Source organism: Streptococcus sp. 3.1 (assembly GCF_016648915.1).
Classification (GTDB): domain Bacteria; phylum Bacillota; class Bacilli; order Lactobacillales; family Streptococcaceae; genus Streptococcus; species Streptococcus salivarius_E.
Genome location: NZ_JACLQV010000037.1, coordinates 1 through 5,229 on the forward strand (window position 1 = coordinate 1; position 5,229 = coordinate 5,229).

Annotated in this window: 9 protein-coding genes; 7 read left to right on the forward strand and 2 right to left on the reverse strand. The window is 32.4% G+C overall.

Annotated elements, in window-relative coordinates; genetic code table 11:
• Positions 1 to 57 precede the first annotated feature (57 nt).
• The 7 genes from H7U02_RS11185 (at position 58) to H7U02_RS11210 (ending at position 3,870) form a co-directional block, all read left to right on the forward strand.
• Positions 58 to 579: a DUF2975 domain-containing protein gene (locus H7U02_RS11185; protein ID WP_045772497.1), complete on the forward strand. Its 522-nt coding sequence runs from the start codon at positions 58 to 60 to the stop codon at positions 577 to 579.
• 4 nt (positions 580 to 583) lie between these two features.
• A complete protein-coding gene (locus H7U02_RS11190) occupies positions 584 to 808 on the forward strand; it encodes a helix-turn-helix domain-containing protein (protein WP_045772572.1) in 225 nt (74 codons plus the stop codon).
• The gene (locus H7U02_RS11195) at positions 798 to 1,250 is read left to right on the forward strand and encodes a hypothetical protein (RefSeq protein WP_045772498.1); all 453 of its coding nucleotides are present in this window, start codon (positions 798 to 800) and stop codon (positions 1,248 to 1,250) included. The genes H7U02_RS11190 and H7U02_RS11195 overlap by 11 nt, the downstream gene beginning before the upstream one ends.
• 453 nt (positions 1,251 to 1,703) lie before the next feature.
• Positions 1,704 to 2,708, forward strand: coding sequence for a GHKL domain-containing protein (locus H7U02_RS11200; protein ID WP_201043378.1), 1,005 nt, complete (start codon positions 1,704 to 1,706; stop codon positions 2,706 to 2,708).
• 151 nt (positions 2,709 to 2,859) lie between these two features.
• Entirely contained in the window at positions 2,860 to 3,105 is a 246-nt protein-coding gene (locus H7U02_RS11580) for a hypothetical protein (protein WP_241502346.1), read from the forward strand.
• Positions 3,106 to 3,172: 67 nt separating this feature from the next.
• Entirely contained in the window at positions 3,173 to 3,418 is a 246-nt protein-coding gene (locus H7U02_RS11585) for a hypothetical protein (protein ID WP_241502347.1), read from the forward strand.
• An 11-nt stretch (positions 3,419 to 3,429) separates the two neighbouring features.
• Positions 3,430 to 3,870, forward strand: a complete 441-nt coding sequence (locus H7U02_RS11210) for an ASCH domain-containing protein (RefSeq protein WP_201043379.1) — start codon at positions 3,430 to 3,432, stop codon at positions 3,868 to 3,870.
• A 514-nt stretch (positions 3,871 to 4,384) separates the two neighbouring features.
• Here the strand turns inward: H7U02_RS11210 and H7U02_RS11215 are convergent.
• Both H7U02_RS11215 and H7U02_RS11220 read right to left on the reverse strand, forming a co-directional pair.
• A complete protein-coding gene (locus H7U02_RS11215; RefSeq protein ID WP_073689102.1) occupies positions 4,385 to 4,660 on the reverse strand; it encodes a helix-turn-helix domain-containing protein in 276 nt (91 codons plus the stop codon).
• Positions 4,647 to 5,012, reverse strand: a complete 366-nt coding sequence (locus tag H7U02_RS11220) for a type II toxin-antitoxin system RelE/ParE family toxin (RefSeq protein WP_073689101.1) — start codon at positions 5,010 to 5,012, stop codon at positions 4,647 to 4,649. Before H7U02_RS11220 ends, H7U02_RS11215 begins: the two co-directional genes overlap by 14 nt.
• Positions 5,013 to 5,229 lie beyond the last annotated feature (217 nt).

Below are 5,229 nucleotides of genomic sequence, written 5' to 3' on the forward strand. Positions count from 1 at the left end.
GTCTTACAATAATATTGAAGAAAGAATTATTGCAAGACAATAATTGAGGTGTTTAACATGAAAAAAATATTAAAAATAACAAGTCATCTCTTGTCTCTAATGAGGTATCCTGTTTGGGGAATAAATTTCCTGTTATTTTTAGGAATAGTAGGAGTTTTATTTGGGGGACAGAGAAGTCATTGGATGTTTACATTTGACTATGGTGATTCCATTATTAATGTTCCAATAATTTTTCCATTAGTTATTCTTATATTGTTAATTATAATTCTTGTTTTTATTATCCAGTTATTAAAAATTTGGAGTAAGTTGTTATTTGGTTTCAGTAAGGGGCAATTTTTTAGTGTTGAGAATCTTAAAAAATTAAAAAGATCAATGATATTTCTAGTTTTGGTGACTGCTATTCAATTATTGATTAATCTAATATTCAACTATTTAAGTGTAGAAAATGTTAGTGAAGTATTTGATTTTTCGTTGAAAAATTACGTGGTACATTCTGTATTCATATTATTTAACGCTATATTGATTATCGTATTGGAAAAAGGAAAAAATATTCAAAAAGAAAATGAGGACTTTATTTAATGTAATGGATAAGATACAAATAAATTTAGAAAAGTTAATTAAAGAAAAGAATCTTACATCTAAAGAAGTTGCAAAAAGAATAAATATCACAGAGGCAAATCTATCAATTTTGAAAACGGGAAAAGCAAAAGGCATACGTTTCACTACCCTCTTACGAATATGTAGAGCACTTGATTGTCAACCTGGTGATATTTTAGAGTATGTTAGGAGTGAAAACCATGAAGATTAAAAAAGTAATATTATGTATGATCTTTACTCTTGCAAGCATTATGCTAGTTTCATGTAGTATAAATGAAACAGTAAAAGATGTTACACAAGAAATAGAACAACAAATATCAAAAGATGATACAGACAATTTAGGTATAACTTATATTAAGGAACAAAAAGAAGGAGAGACTCTAAAAGCATCATTTACTGATTTTGATGGGGTTATTTATGTAATTAGTACTAAAGAGAATATTGAGTCAATAAAGAATTCAGATTTTAGTTTGGATAATAAAAATTTCGAAGATGTTAAAACTGATTCCTACGATGATTTCAATATTCGTTATAAAAATAAAACTTATTTTTCGGTTAAAAAACTTGATATAGAGTCAAATAATATTACTTCATTAAAATTTAATTCAGATTATTCAGAGAGTATTTTATTAGTTTATAGAACAAAAAACTAGTTTGTAGTCATAACTAGGGGGTTAGTGGCACTATGGCGAATATTTCGCTTATAGTGCTTTTGTGTACGACGTCATGTCGTACATCTGTGATGAAAGTCCCACGGTTATCCTGTTACCGACGAACCAAATAAACCAATAGAGACTCCTAAGTTTGACGATTGTGATCTTGAAGAGAGAGGAAGTGATAGCAAAATTGTGGCTCTACAAACAAAATCAGATATAGGTAGATGAGAAACTCTAAAGTGTTCTTGCCATAGTTTTGTTGAGCAGTCGTATGCCGAACGACAAAAGCCTCATTTTAAAGGGCTTTTTTTCATATTTTCCCACTATTTTATTACTGTGCTAATTATTTTGTTATTAGTAGCATTTAATCACGATACCATTATTGATTTTAAATTTTTTTCTTTGTTTTTCACATTCTTGATATTGTTCTTTTTTTTATCAGGGGATGTAATGAAAAAAATATTTCATTACTTATTCTTGATTTTTTGGTTCCTGATTCAAGAAGATATTACAATTTTATTGTTGAATCATGCGCAACAGACGAGAGCGATTGTTATTTTTGTCGTTCAATTTTTATTGATGCTATTAATGCTTTTATTTATACTTGGATTAAAGCATTTTAAGATAGATAATTTATTAGGTTTGAATAAAATAGAGTACGCTATTTTATCAGTCACTCCTCTGTTGTCCATCATTCTATTGATATATAAAGTTTCACCACCTATAGATAAAGTTCTTATATTTGATAGCTATTTATTATTAATAAATATTGTTATAATTGTACTTTATAATTACTTGAGCGAAAAAAATTATAACCTTATCAAAAACAAAATAGTCTTTGACGAAAATAGTATGACTTGTGAAATTATAAAACAGGAAGAAGAATTGGCAACTCTTAGACATGATTTAAAAAATATAGTTTCCTCAATAGATTTTTACGCAGATAGTAGTGATTATAACAATATCAAGGTGATAACTAGAGAGATATTGGGACAAGAAGTATTTAATCGTAAAATCACAGGATGTATACCTATTGATGCAGTGCTAAATCAAAAAATATCTAAGATGAAAAAAGATGGTATTCCATATAGCTTAGATTTACAAGTTCCATATAATTTAGATCTAAGTGCTATTGCTATTGATTCGTGTGCTATTCTGGGTAATATTCTTGATAATGCTATAGAGGAAATTGAACGTAATAACTTAGATGATCCAATTGAAATAGCTTTGCGTTTTAAGAATAACAAATTAGTTTTTAAAGTTGCCAATCCAATCAAAGATTCTAATGTAGATGTTAATTACGATGGAATGAAGTCGATAAAATCTCCTAACTGGCAAGGTATAGGGATAAAAAGTAGTTATGATCGGGCTATGAAATTGAAGGGACATTTAAATATTACTGTTCAGTCAAATCGATTTATTGTATTGGTTGTGATTCCGCTAAGGATGAACTGAGTCTTTATTGGGAAATCTATATTCAAACTCTGCTAATGGGCAGAGTTCTTTTTCTAGGGTGTCTTACAGATGGTTTATTGGTACAGTATGAAAATCGTGTCTTTTCTCCCAAAATGTGTCCAAAATATTGACAGAATTCCATGACAGAACTTTGTACCAAGAATTAAGTAATAAGTTTCAAATCCCTGCTAGAAAAGATCATTTGATAGATGATATTGAAGGACGAAAGATTAGACTTGCGGCTGATATTATTTGTGGTAGAAAGCAAATTGTTAAGTTTCACGAAAATGGTTATGAAAAGTGGAGAGAAGATTATGAACTTGTTCGTTCCAATTTAAACCTTCATTTTTGTGGCCTAACACAAGGCGCCAACAATCACTACTTATCGCTACACTAAATATTTAGATAGGATTGATTATTTACTTTTTGATCTAAAATGTTATTTTAGAGGACAAGAGACTCCGATGATTGCTGCCTATCAAGGTGAAGAGACAGAGATTTGGTTAAGGCAGTTTAATAGAGACTTCAAGTATTTCACTGATAAGATGAAGTTGAATGCTTTCGTGAATGAAAACTATGAAGTTTTAGGTATCAGTAAAGCACAATCAGAAATTATTCAGAGAATCATTTCTAGAAAGGAGATTTCAGATACATTAAATCTGTTCATGGAAAATATGTTAAACTTAAATCGGAAAGGTATATTCAGTTGAAAGGAGAACTCATGACACCGCAAGAAATGTGGAATCAATACAAGAAAATTAACGCCTCTATCGGAGATGAGATAGATGCCTGGGCTTTTGGAGTGGAAGCTGATCTCTTGGCAGACTTGGTTTTAAAAGGCGTAAAGACGGCAACCGCTTCAGCTTACGACCTTTATGCACTAGAGGATGAACCCCTTCCGCAGGAAGGTACATTCGATGTTATTTTAGACAGTCAAGATCAAGCTGTCTGCATTGTCGAAATTACAAAGGTTTCCGTTGAACCCTTTAATCAAGTGTCAGCTGACCATGCCTTCAAGGAAGGGGAAGGTGACAAATCCCTAGCCTATTGGCGTCAGGTTCATGAGGACTTTTTCGCCAGGTGGCTGAGAGAGGCAGGACTGACTTTTACACCTAACAGCAAGGTTGTTTTAGAAGAATTTCGCAAGGTTTATCCATTATAGAACATGAGAGTGGGACAGAAATCGGTAATTCGTTAGAATTCGATTTCTGTCCTACCTCCGACAGTTGAGTAGGGCTGTAAAAGCTGATGAAATCAGCGTAGTAGAGCTCACTCAACCACTGCGTCTTGTTCAACAATCCAAAGACAATTGAGAGGCTAGGACTTTTGTCCCAGCCTCTTTTGAGATATGATATCATAAAAAAAGGGCTACTTAAGATTTCGAAAGAAGAGCTATCATCGACACAAGAGACAACTCTAGAAGAGTTAGATGAAATGTCTGGAGTTGTTAAGCAACTAACGTGTGGGGAAGCAGTTGCAGATTTAATTGCCTATGCTTTCCTAGATGATATGGAGTTAAATTGGGAATTTTCTGTGAAATAAAAAGAAGGTAGCTGTGATAAATGCCGATATTAAGTTATTTTTAACCTAGATTTTTCTACAATAATTATTCTTTAAATATATAATAAAAAGCCCTTGATATAGGGCTTTTTAGCTGGATTCAAACTATAATAATACTAACCAATGTGAATCGTAAGAGGTTTATTAAGAGCAACGGCGATTTTGCTCATGGTTTCGATGCTAGTGTTATTTCCCCGCTCGATACGTGCAATGGTAGATTGTGGAACATGTGATAGGTCTGCTAGTTCACGCTGGCTAAGCCCAGCTTTTTGACGTGCGTTGTAGACAGCTAGAGCGCTCTCCAAGACAGCTTTTTCTGACAAATAGCCAGATTTGAAGTCATCATTTTTCAATTCTTCATTCAAAAAATTATCAAATTTAATGGTTGCCATTTTCGTTCTCCTCAAATTCTTGTTTTAATGCTTTAGCGTGTTTGATTTCAGCAGTAGGGGTCTTTTGTGTTTTCTTTGTAAATCCATGCGTAATGATAAAGCGGTCATCAACAACATGGAAATAAAGTGCACGCTGAATGTTACTTGATACCTTAGAACGGATTTCAAAAATGTCACTGTCTAACTTTTTAACCCATTCCATGCGTTGGGCTACCAATAAGCCCTGCTCTTGAATCATGCTGATAGTCGCTAGGAGTTTCTGCCTGTCTTTTATCGGTAAGTTTTGTAAAAACTCGATAAATTCATTCCGTCCGTTTGTACGTGTGTAAAATTCAAATTTTGGGTGTTTCATTGTATCTCAATGATAGCATATATTGTTCATTTGTACAATCATCAATAGTGTGAACTTTTGGGTATAATATGGCTCAATTCAGTGATTTTTAGGGTAAAATTCACACCATTCAGATGAAATTAGTTCAAATCAGTTGTAAATTGGCTTTTGAACAGGCTCTTTTGAGATATGATATCATAAAAAAAGGGCTACTTAAGATTTCGAAAGAAGAGCTGTC

Coding starts and splice junctions, on each gene's coding strand:
- H7U02_RS11185 (WP_045772497.1), top strand. CDS start 58: ATGAAAAAAATATTAAAAATAACAAGTCATCTCTTGTCTCTAATGAGG.
- H7U02_RS11585 (WP_241502347.1), top strand. CDS start 3,173: ATGATTGCTGCCTATCAAGGTGAAGAGACAGAGATTTGGTTAAGGCAG.
- H7U02_RS11215 (WP_073689102.1), bottom strand. CDS start 4,660: ATGGCAACCATTAAATTTGATAATTTTTTGAATGAAGAATTGAAAAAT.
- H7U02_RS11200 (WP_201043378.1), top strand. CDS start 1,704: ATGAAAAAAATATTTCATTACTTATTCTTGATTTTTTGGTTCCTGATT.
- H7U02_RS11210 (WP_201043379.1), top strand. CDS start 3,430: ATGACACCGCAAGAAATGTGGAATCAATACAAGAAAATTAACGCCTCT.
- H7U02_RS11220 (WP_073689101.1), bottom strand. CDS start 5,012: ATGAAACACCCAAAATTTGAATTTTACACACGTACAAACGGACGGAAT.
- H7U02_RS11195 (WP_045772498.1), top strand. CDS start 798: ATGAAGATTAAAAAAGTAATATTATGTATGATCTTTACTCTTGCAAGC.
- H7U02_RS11190 (WP_045772572.1), top strand. CDS start 584: ATGGATAAGATACAAATAAATTTAGAAAAGTTAATTAAAGAAAAGAAT.